General features: G+C 32.3%; 13 protein-coding genes. 12 read left to right on the top strand and 1 reads right to left on the bottom strand.

The window, feature by feature from the left end; genetic code table 11:
* Window positions 1–13: 13 nt before the first annotated feature.
* From IDG66_RS08600 to pyk, 6 genes are all read left to right on the top strand, one after another.
* A complete protein-coding gene (locus tag IDG66_RS08600) occupies window positions 14–3,211 on the top strand; it encodes a DNA polymerase III subunit alpha (protein WP_000226910.1) in 3,198 nt (1,065 codons plus the stop codon).
* Window positions 3,212–3,660: 449 nt separating this feature from the next.
* The gene (ystJ, locus tag IDG66_RS08605; RefSeq protein ID WP_000058389.1) at window positions 3,661–4,890 is read left to right on the top strand and encodes an NADP-dependent malic enzyme; all 1,230 of its coding nucleotides are present in this window, start codon (window positions 3,661–3,663) and stop codon (window positions 4,888–4,890) included.
* Between the two features lie 194 nt (window positions 4,891–5,084).
* Window positions 5,085–5,942, top strand: coding sequence for an acetyl-CoA carboxylase, carboxyltransferase subunit beta (gene accD, locus IDG66_RS08610; protein WP_000471572.1), 858 nt, complete (start codon window positions 5,085–5,087; stop codon window positions 5,940–5,942).
* Entirely contained in the window at window positions 5,942–6,886 is a 945-nt protein-coding gene (locus tag IDG66_RS08615) for an acetyl-CoA carboxylase carboxyltransferase subunit alpha (protein WP_000883645.1), read from the top strand. Before accD ends, IDG66_RS08615 begins: the two co-directional genes overlap by 1 nt.
* A 268-nt stretch (window positions 6,887–7,154) precedes the next feature.
* Window positions 7,155–8,123: a 6-phosphofructokinase gene (gene pfkA, locus IDG66_RS08620; RefSeq protein WP_000717561.1), complete on the top strand. Its 969-nt coding sequence runs from the start codon at window positions 7,155–7,157 to the stop codon at window positions 8,121–8,123.
* 21 nt (window positions 8,124–8,144) lie between these two features.
* Complete coding sequence (pyk, locus tag IDG66_RS08625) at window positions 8,145–9,902, top strand: pyruvate kinase (RefSeq protein ID WP_001232648.1); 1,758 nt, start codon at window positions 8,145–8,147, stop codon at window positions 9,900–9,902.
* A gap of 347 nt (window positions 9,903–10,249) precedes the next feature.
* Here the strand turns inward: pyk and IDG66_RS08630 are convergent, their stop codons facing one another.
* Entirely contained in the window at window positions 10,250–11,611 is a 1,362-nt protein-coding gene (locus IDG66_RS08630) for an amino acid permease (protein ID WP_000818525.1), read from the bottom strand.
* A 347-nt stretch (window positions 11,612–11,958) separates the two neighbouring features.
* Between IDG66_RS08630 and IDG66_RS08635 the strand changes: the two genes are divergently transcribed.
* From IDG66_RS08635 to polA, 6 genes are all read left to right on the top strand, one after another.
* Window positions 11,959–13,080 carry a citrate synthase gene (locus IDG66_RS08635; RefSeq protein WP_000829167.1) on the top strand — a complete coding sequence of 374 codons (1,122 nt, stop codon included), beginning with the start codon at window positions 11,959–11,961 and terminating at the stop codon, window positions 13,078–13,080.
* Window positions 13,081–13,128: 48 nt separating this feature from the next.
* The gene (gene icd / locus IDG66_RS08640) at window positions 13,129–14,397 is read left to right on the top strand and encodes an NADP-dependent isocitrate dehydrogenase (protein WP_000123164.1); all 1,269 of its coding nucleotides are present in this window, start codon (window positions 13,129–13,131) and stop codon (window positions 14,395–14,397) included.
* 389 nt (window positions 14,398–14,786) lie between these two features.
* Window positions 14,787–15,491, top strand: a complete 705-nt coding sequence (locus IDG66_RS08645) for a response regulator transcription factor (protein WP_000080029.1) — start codon at window positions 14,787–14,789, stop codon at window positions 15,489–15,491.
* Window positions 15,491–17,152: a two-component system histidine kinase PnpS gene (gene pnpS, locus IDG66_RS08650; protein ID WP_078055714.1), complete on the top strand. Its 1,662-nt coding sequence runs from the start codon at window positions 15,491–15,493 to the stop codon at window positions 17,150–17,152. Before IDG66_RS08645 ends, pnpS begins: the two co-directional genes overlap by 1 nt.
* Before the next feature lie 498 nt (window positions 17,153–17,650).
* Complete coding sequence (locus IDG66_RS08655) at window positions 17,651–19,138, top strand: hypothetical protein (RefSeq protein ID WP_000849439.1); 1,488 nt, start codon at window positions 17,651–17,653, stop codon at window positions 19,136–19,138.
* Window positions 19,139–19,431: 293 nt separating this feature from the next.
* Window positions 19,432–22,062, top strand: a complete 2,631-nt coding sequence (gene polA, locus IDG66_RS08660) for a DNA polymerase I (RefSeq protein ID WP_001038308.1) — start codon at window positions 19,432–19,434, stop codon at window positions 22,060–22,062.
* Window positions 22,063–22,072: the final 10 nt, after the last annotated feature.

Raw genomic sequence — 22,072 nt, forward strand, 5'->3', positions numbered from 1 at the left:
GGGCCATTCAATCATGGTGGCATATTTAAATATTCATACGGCTTATGATTTGTTAAATTCAAGCTTAAAAATAGAAGATGCCGTAAGACTTGCTGTGTCTGAAAATGTTGATGCACTTGCCATAACTGACACCAATGTATTGTATGGTTTTCCTAAATTTTATGATGCATGTATAGCAAATAACATTAAACCGATTTTTGGTATGACAATATATGTGACAAATGGATTAAATACAGTCGAAACAGTTGTTCTAGCTAAAAATAATGATGGATTAAAAGATTTGTATCAACTATCATCGGAAATAAAAATGAATGCATTAGAACATGTGTCGTTTGAATTATTAAAACGATTTTCTAACAATATGATTATCATTTTTAAAAAAGTCGGTGATCAACATCGTGATATTGTACAAGTGTTTGAAACCCATAATGACACATATATGGACCACCTTAGTATTTCGATTCAAGGTAGAAAACATGTTTGGATTCAAAATGTTTGTTACCAAACACGTCAAGATGCCGATACGATTTCTGCATTAGCAGCTATTAGAGACAATACAAAATTAGACTTAATTCATGATCAAGAAGATTTTGGTGCACATTTTTTAACTGAAAAGGAAATTAATCAATTAGATATTAACCAAGAATATTTAACGCAGGTTGATGTTATAGCTCAAAAGTGTGATGCAGAATTAAAATATCATCAATCTCTACTTCCTCAATATGAGACACCTAATGATGAATCAGCTAAAAAATATTTGTGGCGTGTCTTAGTTACACAATTGAAAAAATTAGAACTTAATTATGACGTCTATTTAGAGCGATTGAAATATGAGTATAAAGTTATTACTAATATGGGTTTTGAAGATTATTTCTTAATAGTAAGTGATTTAATCCATTATGCGAAAACGAATGATGTGATGGTAGGTCCTGGTCGTGGTTCTTCAGCTGGCTCACTGGTCAGTTATTTATTGGGAATTACAACGATTGATCCTATTAAATTCAATCTATTATTTGAACGTTTTTTAAACCCAGAACGTGTAACAATGCCTGATATTGATATTGACTTTGAAGATACACGCCGAGAAAGGGTCATTCAGTACGTCCAAGAAAAATATGGCGAGCTACATGTATCTGGAATTGTGACTTTCGGTCATCTGCTTGCAAGAGCAGTTGCTAGAGATGTTGGAAGAATTATGGGGTTTGATGAAGTTACATTAAATGAAATTTCAAGTTTAATCCCACATAAATTAGGAATTACACTTGATGAAGCATATCAAATTGACGATTTTAAAAAGTTTGTACATCGAAACCATCGACATGAACGCTGGTTCAGTATTTGTAAAAAGTTAGAAGGTTTACCAAGACATACATCTACACATGCGGCAGGAATTATTATTAATGACCATCCATTATATGAATATGCCCCTTTAACGAAAGGGGATACAGGATTATTAACGCAATGGACAATGACTGAAGCCGAACGTATTGGGTTATTAAAAATAGATTTTCTAGGTTTGAGAAACTTATCGATTATTCATCAAATCTTAACACAAGTCAAAAAAGATTTAGGTATTAATATTGATATCGAAAAGATTCCGTTCGATGATCAAAAAGTGTTTGAATTGTTGTCGCAAGGAGATACGACTGGCATATTCCAATTAGAGTCTGACGGTGTAAGAAGTGTATTAAAAAAATTAAAGCCGGAACACTTTGAAGATATTGTGGCTGTAACTTCTTTGTATAGACCAGGTCCAATGGAAGAAATTCCAACTTACATTACAAGAAGACATGATCCAAGCAAAGTTCAATATTTACATCCGCATTTAGAACCGATATTAAAAAATACTTACGGTGTTATTATTTATCAAGAGCAAATTATGCAAATAGCGAGCACATTTGCAAACTTCAGTTATGGTGAAGCGGATATTTTAAGAAGAGCAATGAGTAAAAAAAATAGAGCTGTTCTTGAAAGTGAGCGTCAACATTTTATAGAAGGTGCAAAGCAAAATGGTTATCACGAAGACATTAGTAAGCAAATATTTGATTTGATTCTGAAATTTGCAGATTATGGTTTTCCTAGAGCACATGCTGTCAGCTATTCTAAAATTGCATACATTATGAGCTTTTTAAAAGTCCATTATCCAAATTATTTTTACGCAAATATTTTAAGTAATGTTATTGGAAGTGAGAAGAAAACTGCTCAAATGATAGAAGAAGCAAAAAAACAAGGTATCACTATATTGCCACCGAACATTAACGAAAGTCATTGGTTTTATAAACCTTCCCAAGAAGGCATTTATTTATCAATTGGTACAATTAAAGGTGTTGGTTATCAAAGTGTGAAAGTGATTGTTGATGAACGTTATCAGAACGGCAAATTTAAAGATTTCTTTGATTTTGCTAGACGTATACCGAAGAGAGTCAAAACGAGAAAGTTACTTGAAGCACTGATTTTAGTGGGAGCGTTTGATGCTTTTGGTAAAACACGTTCAACGTTGTTGCAAGCTATTGATCAAGTGTTGGATGGCGATTTAAACATTGAACAAGATGGTTTTTTATTTGATATTTTAACGCCAAAACAGATGTATGAAGATAAAGAAGAATTGCCTGATGCACTTATTAGTCAGTACGAAAAAGAATATTTAGGATTTTATGTTTCGCAACACCCAGTAGATAAAAAGTTTGTTGCCAAACAATATTTAACGATATTTAAATTGAGTAACGCGCAGAATAATAAACCTATATTAGTACAGTTTGATAAAGTTAAACAAATTCGAACTAAAAATGGTCAAAATATGGCATTCGTCACATTAAATGATGGCATTGAAACTTTAGATGGTGTGATTTTCCCTAATCAGTTTAAAAAGTACGAAGAGTTGTTATCACATAATGACTTGTTTATAGTTAGCGGGAAATTTGACCATAGAAAGCAACAACGTCAACTAATTATAAATGAGATTCAGACATTAGCCACTTTTGAAGAACAAAAATTAGCATTTGCCAAACAAATTATAATTAGAAATAAATCACAAATAGATATGTTTGAAGAGATGATTAAAGCTACGAAAGAGAATGCTAATGATGTTGTGTTATCCTTTTATGATGAAACGATTAAACAAATGACTACTTTAGGCTATATTAATCAAAAAGATAGTATGTTTAATAATTTTATACAATCCTTTAACCCTAGTGATATTAGGCTTATATAACTTTTATCAACTAATAAATTATGATATAGTAAACTGATGGTTAGATATTTTCTAACCATCAGTTTGCGTTTATATTAGTTTTTTATGCTTATTATTTTTATGAGTTTCACTTTACATTATTGATTAATCCATAAGAATAATTAGCACAAAAAGCAGTATACATAAATTGAGTAAAGAATTTTGTCGATATATCGTGCGGAAAAATAATAACTTTTTGATATATTGGTTTTTGCTATCCATTATAATAATTAAAGGTATATCTTTAGATAGTATGGTTTAATGTATCTTTATAAATATTATTTTATTATCGTTTATCGCTATTTGTGTTACATAATCAAAACCATAAATTCTTACTCATTCAGATTTACCCAATATTTTTACTTTTATAATGTAATGCGTTTTATCCAAGTTATTTTTTAAAAATAAATATTGAATTAGGGGCTGATTTCATGTCATTAAGAGATGAAGCATTGGAAATGCACAAACGTAATCAAGGTAAATTAGAAGTTAAACCAAATGTAAAAGTTACTAATAAAGAGGAATTAAGTTTAGCATACTCACCTGGCGTTGCTGAACCGTGTAAAGATATTTATGAAGATAAAAGAAAAGTATATGATTACACAATTAAAGGAAATACAGTTGCAGTTATTACTGATGGAACAGCGGTATTAGGTTTAGGTAACATTGGACCTGAAGCAAGTATTCCTGTAATGGAAGGTAAAGCAGTATTATTCAAAAGCTTCGCTGGTATCAATGGGGTGCCTATTGCGTTAAATACAACTGATACCGAAGAAATCATTAAAACAGTTAAGTTGTTAGAACCTAATTATGGTGGTATTAATTTAGAGGATATTTCGGCACCACGTTGTTTTGAAATTGAAGAACGATTGAAAAAAGAAACTAATATTCCGGTATTCCATGACGATCAACATGGTACAGCAATTGTAACAATGGCAGGTTTGGTAAATGCATTGAGAGTTGTTAACAAAGATATTGCTAAAATAAAAGTTGTACTAAATGGTGCTGGTGCAGCAGGAATAGCCATTGTTAAATTACTATACGCGTATGGTGTAAGAAATATGGTTATGTGTGACTCAAGAGGCGCAATTTTTGAAGGACGTTCATATGGTATGAATCCTACGAAAGATGTTGTAGCTAAATGGACAAATAAAGATAAGATTGAAGGGTCTTTAGAAGAAGTCGTAAAAGACGCAGATGTATTTATCGGAGTTTCTGTAGCTAATGCGCTGTCACAAGATATGGTTAAGAGTATGGCAGATAATCCAATTATATTTGCAATGGCTAATCCAAATCCTGAAATAATACCTGATGATGCCAAAGCGGCAGGTGCACGAGTTGTTGGTACAGGACGTTCAGACTATCCTAACCAAATTAATAATGTATTAGCTTTCCCTGGTATTTTTAGAGGTGCATTAGAGGTTGAAGCTACACATATAAATGAAGAAATGAAAAAGGCAGCTGTAGAAGCGATTGCTGATTTAATCGATAGTTCTGAATTAAATGAAGACTACTGTATCCCAGGACCGTTTGATAAACGTGTAGCGCCATCAGTTGCTCGTAATGTTGCTAAAGCGGCAATGGAATCTGGAGTAGCTAGGATTGAAGTTGATCCGCAAGATGTGTATGATAAAACAATGAAACTTACAGATTTACAATAAAAATAATTAACGTTTAATTAAATTGCTTAAAAGTTAGCAATAAAGAGTCATTAAAATGATGAAAATGAAAGTTTATGATAAACATTCAACAGTCAAACGAATATAAATCAAATAAATTTAAACCCGTTTTTAACTGGTCAAGTTCAGTTTAAGGCTCTAAATGGTTAGAACAGAGGTTATTTGGAGGTTTTCCTATGTTTAAAGATTTTTTTAATCGAACAAAGAAAAAGAAATATCTTACAGTACAAGACTCTAAAAATAATGATGTGCCTGCAGGTATTATGACTAAGTGTCCAAAGTGTAAGAAAATTATGTACACAAAAGAATTAGCTGAAAATTTAAATGTGTGCTTTAATTGTGATCATCATATTGCTTTAACTGCGTATAAACGTATAGAAGCAATTTCTGATGAAGGATCATTTACAGAATTCGATAAGGGAATGACCTCTGCGAATCCATTAGATTTTCCAAGTTATTTAGAAAAAATTGAAAAGGACCAACAAAAGACAGGTCTTAAAGAAGCAGTTGTGACTGGTACAGCGCAACTAGATGGTATGAAATTTGGCGTTGCTGTCATGGATTCACGTTTTAGAATGGGAAGTATGGGATCGGTTATCGGTGAAAAGATATGTCGCATCATTGATTACTGCACTGAGAACCGTTTACCATTTATTCTTTTCTCTGCAAGTGGTGGTGCACGTATGCAAGAAGGTATTATTTCCTTGATGCAAATGGGTAAAACCAGTGTATCTTTAAAACGTCATTCTGACGCTGGACTATTATATATATCATATTTAACACATCCAACTACTGGTGGTGTATCTGCAAGTTTTGCATCAGTTGGTGATATAAATTTAAGTGAGCCAAAAGCGTTGATAGGTTTTGCAGGTCGTCGAGTTATTGAACAGACAATAAACGAAAAATTGCCAGATGATTTCCAAACTGCAGAATTTTTATTAGAGCATGGACAATTGGATAAAGTTGTACATCGTAATAATATGCGTCAAACATTGTCTGAAATTCTAAAAATCCATCAAGAGGTGACTAAATAATGTTAGATTTTGAAAAACCACTTTTTGAAATTCGAAATAAAATTGAATCTTTAAAAGAATCTCAAGATAAAAATGATGTGGATTTACAAGAAGAAATTGACATGCTTGAAGCGTCATTGGAACGAGAAACTAAAAAAATATATACAAATCTAAAACCATGGGATCGTGTGCAAATTGCGCGTTTGCAAGAAAGACCTACGACCCTAGATTATATTCCATATATCTTTGATTCGTTTATGGAACTACATGGTGATCGTAATTTTAGAGATGATCCAGCAATGATTGGTGGTATTGGCTTTTTAAATGGTCGTGCTGTTACAGTTATTGGACAACAACGTGGAAAAGATACAAAAGATAATATTTATCGAAATTTTGGTATGGCGCATCCAGAAGGTTATCGAAAAGCATTACGTTTAATGAAACAAGCTGAAAAATTCAATCGTCCTATCTTTACATTTATAGATACAAAAGGTGCATATCCTGGTAAAGCTGCGGAAGAACGTGGACAAAGTGAATCTATCGCAACAAATTTGATTGAGATGGCTTCACTAAAAGTACCAGTTATTGCGATTGTCATTGGTGAAGGTGGCAGTGGAGGTGCTCTAGGTATTGGTATTGCCAATAAAGTATTGATGTTAGAGAATAGTACTTACTCTGTTATATCTCCTGAAGGTGCAGCGGCATTATTATGGAAAGACAGTAATTTGGCTAAAATTGCAGCTGAAACAATGAAAATTACTGCCCATGATATTAAGCAATTAGGTATTATAGATGATGTCATTTCTGAACCACTTGGCGGTGCACATAAAGATATTGAACAGCAAGCTTTAGCTATTAAATCAGCGTTTGTTGCACAGTTAGATTCACTTGAGTCATTATCACGTGATGAAATTGCTAATGATCGCTTTGAAAAATTCAGAAATATCGGTTCTTATATAGAATAATCAACTTGAGCATTTTTATGTTAAATCGATACTGGGTTTTACCATAAATTGAAGTACATTAAAACAATAATTTAATATTTAGATACTGAATTTTAACTAAGATTAGTAGTCAAAATTGTGGCTACTAATCTTTTTTTAATTAAGTTAAAATAAAATTCAATATTTAAAACGTTTACATCAATTCAATACATTAGTTTTGATGGAATGACATATCAATTTGTGGTAATTTAGAGTTAAAGATAAATCAGTTATAGAAAGGTATGTCGTCATGAAGAAAATTGCAGTTTTAACTAGTGGTGGAGATTCACCTGGAATGAATGCTGCCGTAAGAGCAGTTGTTCGTACAGCAATTTACAATGAAATTGAAGTTTATGGTGTGTATCATGGTTACCAAGGATTGTTAAATGATGATATTCATAAACTTGAATTAGGATCAGTTGGGGATACGATTCAGCGTGGAGGTACATTCTTGTATTCAGCAAGATGTCCAGAGTTTAAGGAGCAAGAAGTACGTAAAGTTGCAATCGAAAACTTACGTAAAAGAGGGATTGAGGGCCTTGTAGTTATTGGTGGTGACGGTAGTTATCGCGGTGCACAACGCATCAGTGAGGAATGCAAAGAAATTCAAACTATCGGTATTCCTGGTACGATTGACAATGATATCAATGGTACTGATTTTACAATTGGATTTGACACAGCATTAAATACGATTATTGGCTTAGTCGACAAAATTAGAGACACTGCGTCAAGTCACGCACGAACATTTATCATTGAAGCAATGGGCCGTGATTGTGGAGATCTAGCATTATGGGCTGGATTATCAGTTGGTGCTGAGACAATTGTAGTTCCAGAAGTGAAAACAGATATTAAAGAAATAGCTGATAAAATTGAACAAGGTATTAAACGTGGTAAGAAACACTCAATCGTTCTTGTAGCAGAAGGTTGTATGACTGCGCAAGATTGTCAAAAAGAATTATCACAATACATCAATGTTGATAATAGAGTGTCTGTGTTAGGTCACGTTCAACGTGGTGGTAGCCCAACAGGTGCGGATAGAGTTTTAGCATCACGTTTAGGTGGATATGCGGTAGACTTATTAATGCAAGGTGAAACAGCTAAGGGTGTTGGAATTAAGAACAATAAAATTGTAGCAACATCTTTTGATGAAATTTTTGATGGTAAAGATCATAAATTTGATTATAGTCTATATGAACTTGCTAACAAGTTATCTATATAAGATTTCAGGAGGAATTATAAAATGAGAAAAACTAAAATTGTATGTACAATTGGACCAGCTTCAGAATCAGAAGAAATGATTGAGAAATTAATCAATGCTGGTATGAACGTTGCACGATTAAACTTTTCACATGGTAGTCATGAAGAGCATAAAGGTAGAATTGATACAATTCGTAAAGTAGCTAAAAGATTAGACAAAATTGTAGCAATTTTATTAGATACAAAAGGTCCAGAAATTCGTACGCATAATATGAAAGACGGTATCATTGAACTTGAACGTGGTAACGAAGTTATTGTTAGCATGAATGAAGTTGAAGGAACACCTGAAAAGTTCTCAGTAACATATGAAAACTTAATTAACGATGTTCAAGTAGGTTCATACATTTTACTTGATGATGGCTTAATTGAATTACAAGTTAAAGATATTGACCATGCTAAAAAAGAAGTTAAATGTGATATTTTAAACTCTGGTGAGCTTAAAAACAAAAAAGGTGTTAACTTACCTGGCGTAAGAGTAAGTTTACCTGGTATTACAGAAAAAGATGCTGAAGATATCCGTTTCGGTATTAAAGAAAATGTTGACTTCATTGCAGCAAGTTTCGTACGTCGTCCTAGTGATGTTTTAGAAATTCGTGAAATTTTAGAAGAACAAAAAGCTAACATTTCAGTATTCCCTAAAATTGAAAACCAAGAAGGTATTGATAATATTGCGGAAATTCTTGAAGTGTCTGATGGTTTAATGGTTGCACGTGGTGACATGGGTGTTGAAATTCCACCTGAAAAAGTACCAATGGTTCAAAAAGATTTAATCAGACAATGTAACAAATTAGGTAAACCAGTTATTACAGCTACACAAATGTTAGATTCTATGCAACGTAACCCACGTGCTACACGTGCAGAAGCTAGTGACGTTGCCAACGCAATCTATGATGGTACAGATGCAGTAATGTTATCTGGTGAAACTGCTGCTGGTTTATATCCTGAAGAAGCTGTTAAAACAATGAGAAATATTGCTGTATCAGCTGAAGCAGCCCAAGATTACAAAAAGTTATTGTCAGATCGTACTAAATTAGTTGAAACTTCATTAGTGAATGCTATCGGTATTTCGGTTGCACATACAGCTTTAAACTTAAATGTTAAAGCAATTGTAGCTGCTACTGAAAGTGGTTCAACGGCACGTACTATCTCTAAATATCGTCCGCATTCAGACATTATTGCAGTGACTCCAAGTGAAGAAACTGCACGTCAATGTTCAATTGTTTGGGGAGTTCAACCTGTAGTTAAAAAAGGACGTAAGAGTACAGATGCATTGTTAAACAATGCAGTTGCAACAGCTGTTGAAACTGGTAGAGTATCTAATGGTGATTTAATCATTATTACTGCTGGTGTACCAACTGGTGAAACTGGAACTACTAATATGATGAAAATCCACCTAGTTGGTGACGAAATTGCTAATGGTCAAGGTATTGGACGTGGATCAGTTGTTGGTACTACGTTAGTTGCTGAAACTGTTAAAGATTTAGAAGGTAAAGATTTATCTGACAAAGTTATCGTTACTAACTCAATCGATGAAACGTTTGTACCTTATGTAGAAAAAGCTTTAGGCTTAATTACAGAAGAAAATGGTATTACATCACCAAGTGCAATTGTTGGTTTAGAAAAAGGTATTCCAACAGTTGTAGGTGTAGAAAAAGCTGTTAAAAACATAAGCAATAACATGTTAGTTACGATTGATGCTGCTCAAGGTAAAATCTTTGAAGGATATGCAAACGTACTATAATTTATAAAAAAACGTCTTTCCATTTATCAACAATGGAAAGGCGTTTTTTGGTTCATCTGGTATTTTATGACGTAATTAATAGGTTATTTGATAATGATAGTGTATGAATGGCAATCTATATAAATGTTTATATCTTTTATACATGTACATTATCACCTTCAAACTTTCACTCATATTACTTTGGAAATTTATTATAAAATAGAAGTATGGATGTATTTCTGAAATGATACATTATTAAATAGATGAGAAAGTAAAAGTTTTGAGCCAAGTACGCAATTTAATATTATAAGTTGCATATAAAAACCCCTGTTGAACTTTAGTATATTCAACAGGGGTAAAACTTGTTGTTATTTATTTGATTTAGCAGCGATACGTTTATATCTTAAGTACATAAATGCTAAAAGTATAAACCAAATCGGAATAAAATAAATTGCACGTCTTGTATCAACATTAATAAATAATAACCCGAACACAAAAATGAAGAATACAAATATTAAGTAGCCCATATATTTACCACCTAATAGTTTGTACGTAGCATTTTTATGTAGATCTGGGTTTTTACGACTATAATTGATATATGCAATGATAATCAGACCCCATACAACTAAAAATAACACTGTAGAGATGGTAGTCACATACGTAAATACTTTTGTCGCATCTGGGAAAATATAGTTTAGTAATGCTGCCACAAGTAATAATGCTGATGAAGCAAAGATTGCAACATGTGGAACGCCATATTTATTCGTCTTAGAAAAGTTCGGAGGTGCTTGTTGTTGACTTGATAAACCGAAAAGCATACGGCTATTTGAGAATATACCACTATTACATGATGAAGCAGCAGCGGTTAATACTACAAAATTAATCAAGCCCGCAGCAAACGGAATACCGATCAATGCGAATAATTTTACGAATGGACTGTTATCAGGATCAACTTGCTGCCAAGGGATAATAGACATGATAACCGCTAACGCCCCAACGTAAAATATTAAAATTCTAATGGGTACACTGTTAATTGCTTTTGGAATTGTTTTAACTGGATCTTTTGTTTCCCCAGCTGTAACACCAATCATTTCAATTCCTACAAATGAGAATAGTGCCATTTGGAAAGACATAAAGAATCCAGAAGCACCTTTAGCGAATATGCCGTGTTCATATAAATTTGTGAAACTGGCATGCCCGAATTGAGTTTTAAATGCAAATAGAATCATGACGAAACCAACTACTATTAAACCAATAATTGTCGCTATTTTAATGATAGAGAACCAAAATTCTAATTCTCCGAAAAGTCTTGCGCTAAGTAGGTTGAATGACATTAATAACAGTACACAAAATAGTGCACTTATCCAGTTTGGAATTTCTGGGAACCAAAAGCTAACATATTTTGCCACAGCCGTTACTTCAGCCATACCTGTAATAATCCAACAGAACCAGTATGTCCATCCGGTAACAAATCCTGCAAAAGGCCCAATATATGTATTGGTTACATCTGCGAAAGATTTAAATTCAGTATTCTGTATAATGATTTCTCCTAAACCTCGCATAAACATAAATAACATAAATCCTATAATGATGTATGTTAATAGAATTGAAGGGCCGGTTAATGCAATCGTTTGACCAGCACCTAAGAATAAGCCTGTACCAATTGCACCGCCAATTGCAATTAATTGTATGTGGCGATTGCTCAGTTCCCTTTGTAATTTTTCAGCCATAATACATCTCCCTTAAATATAGATATGTTTATTATGCACTTATATTGAGATATATACAATTATTTTCGGTAAAAATGTGTAAAATTCCATGTTAATATACTTTGGTTTTTATAATCATATATAATAACCAATTGAAAATTTAATTCTATTGTAAAATTCATGGATTATTCACATCTTGAAAAAGCTTTAATGGTGCTATTTGTGGCTATTCTGTGACATTTACATAGATTTACAAAAAAATTGTTGCACATATAATGCCAGTTTTTATATTTCACAAACGAAATGCGTTTAGCTATAATATTAGTTGAAAGCCATTTCATAAAGAAACAGTAAAGGGGAAATTTATCATGGCAGAATTACAAAGAGGTTTAGAAGGGGTTATCGCAGCGGAGACTAAAATAAGTTCAATTATTGAAAGTCAATTGACTTATGCCGGCTATGATATTGATGATCTAGCTGAAAATGCGCAATTTGAAGAAGTTATTTTCCTATTATGGAACTATAGATTGCCAAACGAAGAAGAGCTTGCTCATCTAAAAGGGAAATTAAATCAATACATGACATTAAATCCTCGTGTGTATACACATTTTGAGGAGTATGTTACAGATCACGTGCATCCAATGACAGCATTACGTACGTCATTATCATATATTGCACATTTTGATCCTGATGCTGAAAATGAATCAGATGAAAATCGTTATGAAAGAGCAATGCGTATACAGGCTAAAGTAGCATCATTAGTTACAGCGTTTGCTCGAGTAAGACAAGATAAAGAACCACTTAAGCCTAATCCTGACTTAAGTTATGCGGCAAACTTCCTATATATGTTACGTGGGGAATTACCAACAGATATAGAAGTAGAAGCCTTCAATAAAGCACTTATTTTACACGCTGATCATGAGTTGAACGCATCTGCATTTACAGCACGTTGTGCGGTATCATCATTGTCAGATATGTACTCAGGTATTGTAGCAGCTGTAGGTTCTCTGAAAGGGCCATTACATGGTGGTGCAAACGAACAAGTTATGACGATGTTATCTGAGATTGGGTCAATTGAAAATGTTGATGCTTACTTAGATGAAAAATTTGCTAATAAAGATAAAGTAATGGGCTTCGGTCATCGTGTATATAAAGATGGTGATCCTAGAGCGAAATATTTAAGAGAAATGAGCCGTCAAATTACGAAAGACGCTGGTCGTGAAGAATTATTTGAAATGTCAGTGAAAATGGAAAAACGTATGGCAGAAGAAAAAGGATTAATTCCTAATGTTGATTTTTATAGTGCGAGTGTTTATCACTGTATGGAAATACCTCATGACTTATTCACGCCAATCTTTGCTGTAAGTCGTTCTGCAGGATGGATTGCTCATATTTTAGAACAATATAAAGATAATAGAATTATGCGTCCTAGAGCGAAATATATTGGCGAAACGAATCGTAAGTATATCCCGCTTGAAGAAAGAAAATAATCAATACAAATTAAAAATGAAGATGTAAAATTTGGAGGTAAAATAACTATGACTGCAGAAAAAATTACTCAAGGAACTGAAGGATTAAACGTACCTAATGAACCAATTATCCCATTTATTATCGGTGATGGAATTGGACCGGATATTTGGAAGGCAGCAAGCCGAGTTATAGATGCTGCTGTTGAGAAAGCCTATAATGGCGAAAAACGCATTGAATGGAAAGAAGTGCTAGCTGGCCAAAAAGCATTTGATACAACTGGTGAATGGTTACCTCAAGAAACACTTGATACAATTAAAGAATATTTAATTGCTGTTAAAGGACCTTTAACAACACCAATTGGTGGTGGTATTAGATCATTAAATGTGGCTTTACGCCAAGAATTAGATTTATTTACTTGTTTAAGACCGGTACGTTGGTTTAAAGGAGTACCATCACCTGTTAAACGTCCACAAGATGTTGATATGGTTATTTTCCGTGAAAATACTGAAGACATTTATGCTGGTATTGAATTTAAAGAAGGTACAACAGAAGTTAAAAAGGTAATTGACTTCTTACAAAACGAAATGGGTGCGACAAATATTCGATTCCCAGAAACTTCAGGTATTGGTATTAAACCAGTTTCTAAAGAAGGAACTGAGCGATTAGTTAGAGCAGCTATACAATATGCTATCGATAATAACCGTAAATCAGTTACTTTAGTTCATAAAGGTAATATTATGAAATTTACAGAAGGCTCATTTAAGCAGTGGGGTTACGATTTAGCATTATCTGAATTTGGTGATCAAGTATTCACTTGGCAACAATATGACGAAATTGTTGAAAAAGAAGGCAGAGATGCTGCTAATGCTGCTCAAGAAAAAGCTGAAAAAGAAGGCAAGATTATCATTAAAGATTCTATTGCTGACATTTTCTTACAACAAATTTTAACTCGTCCAGCTGAGCATGATGTTGTAGCAACTATGAACTTGAATGGTGACTATATTTCAGATGCTTTAGCTGCACAAGTTGGTGGTATTGGTATTGCGCCAGGTGCAAACATTAATTATGAAACAGGTCATGCTATTTTTGAAGCAACACATGGTACAGCTCCAAAATATGCAGGTTTAAATAAAGTGAATCCATCTTCAGTAATTTTAAGTTCTGTATTAATGTTAGAACATTTAGGATGGCAAGAAGCGGCAGATAAGATTACAGATTCAATTGAAGATACAATTGCTTCAAAAGTTGTTACTTATGACTTTGCCCGTTTAATGGATGGTGCTGAAGAAGTTTCTACATCAGCATTTGCAGATGAATTGATTAAAAATTTAAAATAAGCAAAATAAAAATAGGTGAGTCTAGCAACTTTAATTGCTAGGTTCGCCTTTTTAAATGAATTGAAGTTGGCAACAGGATAGAAATAATAAAGAGTAACTAATGATTGATTATATAGTGTTTCTTACACATTAGACAAAGCGATTGTGTACATAAGCTTAGGAATAAATGAGTAAAACTCATGCATAGGTAGTGGCATAGAAATGATATTTTCAAAAAGTTTATTTCGTTGTCCCAGAGTAAGTCATGCAAATGATAGAAGGAAATATAAGAAGTATTTTATTTATATGTAAAGTAATGTAAAAAATGTGTAAAGATAATGTGTAGGATGTTATTTTTATAAATAGTTCGGTTATAATGTAAATATAATTATAAGTTAGGGAGGCATACCATGTCGCAAAAAGTGTTGGTAGTAGATGACGAACATTCAATCGTAACATTACTTAAATATAACTTAGAAACAGCTGGTTATGAAGTTGTTGTCGCATTTGATGGTGATGAGGCTTTAGAAAAGGTAGAAAGTGAACAGCCAGATTTAATTATTTTAGATGTTATGCTACCTAAAAAAGATGGCATTGACGTATGTAAGACTGTAAGAACAAATAAAAATTTAGTCCCTATATTAATGTTAACGGCGAAAAATGATGAATTTGATCGGGTATTAGGTTTAGAATTAGGTGCCGATGACTATATGACTAAGCCTTTTTCACCTAGAGAAGTTGTTGCCCGTGTGAAAGCCATTTTAAGACGTTCTCAATTTGTAAAAGAAGTAGAAGAGGTTGATGATGATATTACCATCGGATCGATACGTATTAGACCCGATTATTTTGAAGTATATAAGCATAATGAGTTATTGGAGCTAACACCGAAAGAATTTGAACTCTTGCTTTATTTGATAGAAAGACAAGGCAGAGTCATTACGAGAGAACATATGTTAAATACGGTATGGAATTATGAATTTGCAGGAGACTCAAGAATTGTCGATGTACATATCAGTCATTTAAGAGATAAATTAGAAGATAATCCTAAGAAGCCACAACTTATTAAAACTGTGCGTGGCTTAGGCTATAAATTGGAAAGACCTAAAGAACAATGATGAAGTTTCACCACCGCTTAATGTTATTGATAAGCAGTATATTAATTATCAGTTTTGTTACATTAGGCATTATTATTCACGCTTCCATCACATATGTTTTATCAGAAAAACACGAACAAGCTCTAGCAACAGATGCAAGATCATATATTTATTTAGTCCAAGATAATGAGATTGATAAAGTTAAAGAAATTGTAAAACAGCAAAATATAGATTTATTGATAACTAAGCATGATAAAAAGGTGTTTAGTAGTGGCAAACTGAAAGCTATCCCAAATAGTGATAGCTATATTCAAAAAAGGGACTTTTTTATTTTTAATAAGAAGGTTAACGGTTATCATGTATGGATTAAAGGTTACAATAACGATATTACAGAAATGCATTGGACGTTGTGGAAATATCTTATTTTGACATGTTTAGTTGTACTCATTTGTCTGTATTTTGCAAGCCGTAGTTTTAAGCGTACATTAATCCGTCCCATTCAAGAAGTTACTTATGCAACACAATTGTTGGCAAATGGTTATTATCACATACGTGTACCTGAAAGTAATGTTGTAGAAACTAAAGCGCTTTTTGTGTCTACCAATGATTTAGCACGACGCCTTCAAAAGCTTAATAATGAGCAAAAAATTCAATCCAACCGTTTAAAAACAACGATTGAAAATATTCCAAGTGCTATTTTAATGATAGATCGAAATGGAAAAATCGTTGTTGCAAATAAAGCGTATTATGAACAGTTCAACATCTCGCATAATATTGAACAAGTAGGCTATCACGGTTATGTTAATACTGAAATTGAGCAATTAATTTTAGAAAGTTTTAAAGTTGAAAAACCTATTTATGAACAATTGGAAGTCGCAATAAACCAAGTCCATGCCAAGTACTTTGATATTTCATGCGTTCCGATTTTAACTAGGTCTCAAAAAAGTTTGCAAGGGATTTTAGTTGTGATGCATGACATAACAAATCTGAAACAACTTGAAAATCTAAGACGTGAGTTTGTAGCAAATGTTTCACATGAATTAAAAACACCTATTACTTCAATTAAGGGGTTTGCTGAAACGCTTATTGATGGTGCAAAAAATGATGCGGAATCATTAGACATGTTTTTAAACATAATTTTAAAAGAATCAAATCGAATAGAATCTTTAGTAACAGATCTGTTAGATTTATCGCATATTGAGCAACATACAGAGTTAGATACAGACTATATGAATTTATCAGATTTAACGCGGCGTATTATTGATAATATGATGACTCAAGCCAATCAAAAAAATATTTCCATTCATACTGATATTGAAAAAGATGTCATTGTTAAAGCACAAGAAAGTAAAATTGCTCAAGTTATCACGAATTTGTTAACGAATGCAATTAACTATTCTTATGAAGATGGAGATATTAACGTTCGTGTGTATCGAGATGACTTTCGTGTCATTTTCGAAGTACAAGATTTTGGTATAGGTATTAAATTAGAAGACCAACAACGTATTTTTGAAAGATTTTATAGAGTAGATAAAGCACGAAGTAGAGATTCTGGTGGGACAGGTCTTGGATTATCAATTACAAAGCATATAGTAGAGGCCCACCAAGGCAATATTGAAGTGAATAGTCAAGTTGGCAAAGGCTCAACGTTCAAAGTTATTCTAAAAGATTATAAAGAATAAAAATTAAAGTGGTAACAGCGCGTGTATTTTTCACGAAGTTGTTGCTGCTTTTTTATTTCGTTCAAATCTCTATTGGTATTAAATTAGAGTTAATGAAGTGGAATAAATTCGGTTGTCAATTTTGTCATTTGTATATGTCGATTTGTAAGTTATAAGTAATAGATTGTTGTGAATCAAGCAATTTTATAATATATTTATTATAATAAAGAAATTTTAGTAACGCGCTTAAAATAGATGCTTAATTAAAAAGTAATAAGTTTTATTTGAACGGAAATAAATCTTAATTTAAACACTTGAATAGACAAGTGTAATCATTCGTCATAGAAAAAGACGAGGGGCGATTTAGATAAATTGTTGAAAGTAATATTAAATACCTTATTTATCTAATTTGATTGAGGAAACATGCATAGGTGAAAATTAGAAATACATTAAAAATATTGAATTAATTTTTCGACCTACAAGTTGAGGAAAATTTAACTAGATTTGAGGATTAGCAAAGTGAAAACAATTCAATTACACAAGACAACTTTGATATTAATTGCGATATTATTGTTTTATACTTTTATGGGTATCTTACTACCACTCATGCACGATGATTTACAATGGTTTAGCAATTATAATACTGATATTTTAAAAGTAGGATTTGCATCACTTAATGGTCGCTATATCGGAAATATCTTTGAAATTATAGCTGTACATGTAAGCTGGTTACGTTGGCTTTCATATGGTCTCATTAGTATGGGCATCATTTGGATGATTATGCACATTACACGTTGTAAAGCGTGGACAAGCTATTATTTGTTAGCATTTTCTTTAATGTTAATTTTACCAAGTGCTATTTATGCAGATACATATGGCTGGTTTGCAGGATTTTATAATTATGCGACATCAACACTAATTTCACTCTTTATTATTTATTATTGTATTAATGCAATTATATATAAAGAAAAGCAGCCGGTAAGTGTTACTGTACTATTCTATGTTTTATGCTTCTTCGGTCAATTATTTATGGAGAATGTGACATTATTCCACTGTATCATTTTAATTTTAGCTTTTCTATATGAATTTACTGCAAATCGAACACTTAATTATAAATTATTGTTTTCATTTATGATTGCTACTATAGGTACAATCATTATGTTTTCCAATCCAAATTATCGCAAAATTTTATTTGAAGGATCAGAATATCAACAAGTTTCAAATAATCAAGGTATCTTTTCAAAATTTGCAGAAATGATATCAACGTCACTTCCATATGGTGTCATTTTCAGTCAGATTATAATTTTAAGTATGATTGCAGCGCTTATTATTTATCTACTGCTTAGAAGTGATCGGTATGTACATTTAACAATATTAAAGCGTCGTATCATTATGATAGGATTTATCACTTTACCGCTTTATTATTTACTATTTTACAATCAGTTTTTATTAAATAAAAATACAGATATTGGATTGGTTGGTTTTGTGAACGTAATTGTATGTGGTTACTTTGCGTTTTCGATATTTGTAGGTATTTATTTGTCTATTAATGATCGTAAAACACAAATCACTTTATATTCCTTACTTATTGCAATATGTGTTTCGGCGTCGACACTAGTCATTGTTACTCCAATAGAACCAGGTAATTTTTTGATTGTTTATACGATACATGTAATCATTTTAATTATTTTATTAAAAGAATTTCGGAAATATAAGTCAATCAATGTTAATTTTATTAAAGGTGCATCACTAGTTTTAGCTGTGATATATCTTAGTGCATTTATTTATGTTCATTATGAACATGAAAAAAGAGTTCAGTTATTAAAACAACAAATTAAAGATCATCCACGACAAGAGGTTTATACAGTGGAATCATTGCCGTTTGAACATTATATGCATCATCCGTCACCAATCAATAAAAATTACCAAGAGTGGTTTAATAATTATGAAGAATTACCGAAAATGACCAAAGTTAAATATATTCCATTTGGTTCAGACGATTCATAACTTATTCTTACCTATAAAAATTTAAAATAGCAGCATAAAAATATTAAAAAGTAGACATAATCATGAAATGATAATGTGCATCTCAAAAGTTGGACTTTTAACCTGACTTTATGGAGTGCTCATCAAGAACAATCATGATTATGTCTTTTTTATTTTTTAGCTAAGTCTATATAGGCACTTGTTTTATTTGAAATTAGGTCGTGTATAAATACTCTATGAGATAGTTTCTTTAATTACGACATCACAGTCGAATATGCTAAAATATATATAAATTAGTTCTGGAGGTTAAAATTGTGAATAAATTAGTATTAATCGATGGTAATAGCTTAAGTTTTAGAGCTTTTTATGCATTACCTTTGTTATCAAACAAAGCAGGCATTCATACCAATGCAGTATATGGTTTTGCAATGTTACTAGAGAAGATTTTAAAAGAAGAAAAGCCAAATCATTTTTTAGTAGCGTTTGATGCAGGTAAAACGACTTTCAGACATGAAAAATATAGTGAATATAAAGGTGGACGCCAGAAAACGCCGCCTGAACTAAGTGAGCAATTTCCTTATATTCGCCAATTATTAGATGCTTATCATATTAAACGTTATGAATTAGATAACTATGAGGCAGATGATATTATCGGAACTTTAAGTAAAGAAGCAGATAAAGCGGGATTTCAGACAATTATTATTACGGGAGACCGAGATTTAACACAACTTGCAACGGATAATGTAACCATTTATTACACTAAAAAAGGTGTTACTGATGTTGATCATTATACACCTGACTTTATTGCGGAAAAATACAACGGGTTAACACCTAATCAAATTATTGATATGAAAGGATTAATGGGAGATACTTCTGATAATATACCAGGTGTTGCAGGTGTTGGAGAGAAAACAGCAATAAAATTGCTAAACCAATTTGACACAGTAGAAGGTGTCTATGAACATTTAGATGAAATTTCAGGTAAAAAGTTAAAAGAAAAACTTCAAAATAGCAAAGAAGATGCATTAATGAGTAAAGAATTAGCAACGATTAATGTAGATAGTCCGATTGAAGTAAAACTTGAAGATACGTTAATGACTCATCAAGATGAACAACAAGAAAAAATCGAATTGTTTAAGAAGTTAGAATTCAAACAATTGTTGGCTGACATTGATCAATCAGCAAGCGTTGAAGATGCAATAGAAAAGACATTTGAAATTGAAACGTCTTTTGATAATATTGATTTTACTTCATTGAAAGAAGCGGCCATCCATTTCGAATTAGACGGTGGTAACTATTTGCGAAATAATATTTTAAAATTCTCTTTATTTACAGGTGAGAAACATATTGTAATTAATGCGGATGACATAAATAATTATGTCGAACTAGTTTCATGGTTAGAAAATCCGAATTCGAAAAAAGTCGTATATGATGCTAAAAAAACATATGTAGCATCACATAGATTGGGGATTGATATTCAAAATATTTCTTTCGATATTATGTTGGCCAGTTATATAATTGATCCATCTCGTACGATTAGTGATGTTCAATCAGTTGTTTCATTGTACGGTCAAAGTTTTGTGAAAGACGATGTGAGTATATATGGAAAAGGTAAGAAATTTAAGGTACCTGAAGATGATGTTTTAAATCCATATGTTGCTTCTATTACTGATGCAATTTACTTTGCGAAACCAAATATGGATAAACAATTAGAAGAATACAATCAGGTAGAACTCTTGGCTGATTTAGAGCTACCGCTAGCTAAGATTTTAAGTGAAATGGAAGAAATTGGTATATTTACAGATGTTCATGATTTAGAAGAAATGGAAAAAGAAATTCAAGAAAAATTAGACGTCTTGATTCGAAATATCCATGATGCAGCTGGTGAAGATTTTAATATAAATTCTCCTAAGCAATTAGGTGTTGTATTGTTTGAGACATTACAATTACCTGTTATTAAAAAGACGAAAACAGGATATTCTACTGCTGTAGATGTCTTAGAGCAATTGCAAGGTGAACATCCTATCATTGATTATATTTTAGAATATCGTCAATTATCTAAGTTACAGTCTACTTATGTTGAAGGATTGCAAAAGGTAATTAGTGATGATCAACGTATCCATACACGTTTTAATCAAACTTTAGCGCAAACTGGACGTTTATCAAGTGTAGATCCTAATTTACAAAATATTCCGGTTAGACTTGAAGAAGGGCGTAAAATAAGAAAAGCCTTTAAACCAACTTCAAAAGATAGCGTTATATTATCAGCAGATTATTCTCAAATTGAATTGCGCGTATTAGCACACATTACACAAGATGAGAGTATGAAAGAAGCATTTATCAACGGCGATGATATTCATACAGCAACTGCTATGAAAGTATTTGGTGTAGAAGCTGATCAAGTCGATAGTTTAATGCGTCGTCAAGCAAAAGCAGTTAACTTTGGAATTGTTTATGGGATAAGTGATTATGGTTTAAGTCAAAGTTTAGGTATTACTCGTAAAAAAGCAAAAGCATTCATTGATGATTATTTAGCTAGTTTCCCAGGTGTAAAACAATATATGTCTGATATTGTAAAAGATGCCAAAGCTTTAGGTTACGTGGAAACATTGCTACATCGTCGACGCTATATTCCTGATATTACGAGTCGTAACTTTAATTTACGCGGCTTTGCTGAACGTACTGCTATGAATACGCCAATACAGGGCAGTGCTGCAGATATCATTAAACTGGCAATGGTTAAATTTGCTCAAAAAATGAAAGAGACAACATATCAAGCTAAACTATTATTACAAGTACACGATGAATTAATTTTTGAAGTACCTAAGTCAGAAGTAGATTCATTTAGTGAATTTGTAGAAGAGATAATGGAAAATGCATTGCAATTAGATGTTCCATTAAAAGTAGACTCAAGTTATGGTGCAACTTGGTATGATGCAAAATAAAGTGAGGTTA

Source organism: Staphylococcus sp. EG-SA-18 (assembly GCF_017151825.1).
Lineage (GTDB): Bacteria > Bacillota > Bacilli > Staphylococcales > Staphylococcaceae > Staphylococcus > Staphylococcus aureus.